Here is a 2,021-nt window from a genome sequence, read left to right as displayed (position 1 = left end):
CGCGGCTCCAGCCCCGGCTCCGGCTCGCGCGGCGGCTGCGCCGCCAGCGGAAAAGCCTGCCAGCGAAGCGGAAACCACGGTGCGGGTCGATACCGCGCGCCTGGACGAAATCATGAACATGGTGGGCGAGCTGGTGCTGGTGCGTAACCGCCTGGTGCGCCTGGGCCTCAACAGCGGCGACGAAGCCATGTCCAAGGCCGTGTCGAACCTCGATGTGGTGACGGCCGACCTGCAGACCGCGGTGATGAAGACCCGCATGCAGCCGATCAAGAAGGTTTTCGGGCGCTTCCCGCGTCTGGTTCGCGACCTGGCCCGGCAGCTCAAGAAAGAGATCAACCTGGAACTGGTGGGGGAAGAAACCGACCTCGACAAGAACCTGGTAGAGGCCCTGGCCGACCCGCTGGTGCACTTGGTGCGCAACGCGGTGGACCACGGCATCGAATCGCCGGAAGAACGCGAAGCCTCGGGCAAGTCCCGCGGTGGCAAGGTGGTGCTGGCGGCGGAACAGGAAGGCGATCACATCCTGCTGTCGATCTCCGACGACGGCAAGGGCATGGACCCGAACGTGTTGCGCGCCATCGCCGTCAAGCGCGGCGTGATGGACAAGGACGCCGCCGACCGCCTGAGCGATTCCGAGTGCTACAACCTGATCTTCGCCCCGGGTTTCTCCACCAAGACCGAGATTTCCGACGTCTCCGGTCGTGGCGTGGGCATGGATGTGGTGAAGACCAAGATTTCCCAGCTCAACGGCTCGATCAACATCTACTCGACCAAGGGCCAGGGCTCGAAGATCGTCATCAAGGTGCCGTTGACCCTGGCGATCATGCCGACCCTGATGGTCATGCTCGGCAACCAGGCGTTCGCTTTCCCGTTGGTCAACGTCAACGAGATTTTCCACCTCGACCTGTCGCGCACCAATGTGGTGGACGGTCAGGAAGTGGTGATCGTGCGTGACAAGGCGTTGCCCCTGTTCTACCTCAAGCGCTGGCTGGTCAGTTCCGCCGCTCATGAAGAGCAGCGTGAAGGCCACGTAGTGATCCTTTCGGTGGGTACCCAGCGGATCGGCTTTGTCGTCGACCAACTGGTAGGCCAGGAAGAAGTGGTCATCAAGCCCTTGGGCAAAATGCTTCAGGGAACCCCGGGCATGTCCGGCGCCACCATTACCGGTGACGGCCGCATTGCGCTGATTCTCGATGTTCCGAGCATGCTCAAGCGTTACGCCGCACGGCGTATTTGATTCGGCGGGGAGGGGCGGTTGGCCTCGCCCCACCTAACGGAGTGTTTATGGCAGTCAAAGTCCTGGTGGTGGACGATTCGGGTTTTTTCCGCCGCCGCGTCTCGGAAATTCTTTCCGCGGATTCGAATATCCAGGTCGTCGGTACGGCGACCAATGGTAAAGAGGCGATCGATCAGGCCCTGGCCCTCAAGCCGGACGTGATCACCATGGACTACGAGATGCCGATGATGGATGGCATCACCGCAGTGCGGCACATCATGCAGCGCTGCCCGACGCCGGTCCTGATGTTCTCTTCCCTGACCCACGAAGGCGCTCGAGTGACCCTCGACGCGCTGGATGCCGGGGCTGTGGATTTCCTGCCGAAGAATTTCGAAGACATCTCGCGCAACCCCGAGAAGGTCAAGCAGCTGCTGTGCGAGAAAGTCCACAGCATCTCGCGCAGTAATCGCCGTTTCAGCAGCTACAGCGCCCCGGCGCCGCAGCCGGCTGCCCCGGCTCCGGCACCGTCGAGCTTTGGCAGCAGTCGCCCGGCACCTGCACCCGCTCCAGTTCGTGCTCCGGCACCGGCTGCCGGTCCGGCATCGCCGGCGCCCAAGCGCAAGGCCTACAAGCTGGTGGCGATCGGTACTTCCACCGGTGGCCCGGTGGCGCTGCAGCGGGTCCTGACCCAACTGCCGGCCAACTTCCCGGCACCTATCGTGCTGATTCAGCATATGCCGGCGGCCTTCACCAAGGCTTTTGCCGAGCGTCTGGACAAGCTTTGCCGTATCAGCGTCAAGGAAGC

General features: G+C 63.0%; 2 protein-coding genes. Both read left to right on the top strand.

Features of this window, described 5'->3' with window-relative positions; translation table 11 throughout:
* Positions 1-1,237: chemotaxis protein CheA (locus BLX41_RS04135; protein WP_148059680.1), on the top strand; the 1,237-nt coding region annotated here is incomplete at its 5' end.
* Between the two features lie 47 nt (positions 1,238-1,284).
* Positions 1,285-2,021: chemotaxis-specific protein-glutamate methyltransferase CheB (gene cheB, locus BLX41_RS34370; RefSeq protein ID WP_259744393.1), on the top strand; the 737-nt coding region annotated here is incomplete at its 3' end.

The sequence above is a fragment of the Pseudomonas protegens genome, from assembly GCF_003732485.1.
Lineage (GTDB): Bacteria > Pseudomonadota > Gammaproteobacteria > Pseudomonadales > Pseudomonadaceae > Aquipseudomonas > Aquipseudomonas protegens_B.
Note: the sequence above shows the minus strand (reverse complement) of the source record. Positions and strands in the feature narration are given on the sequence as shown.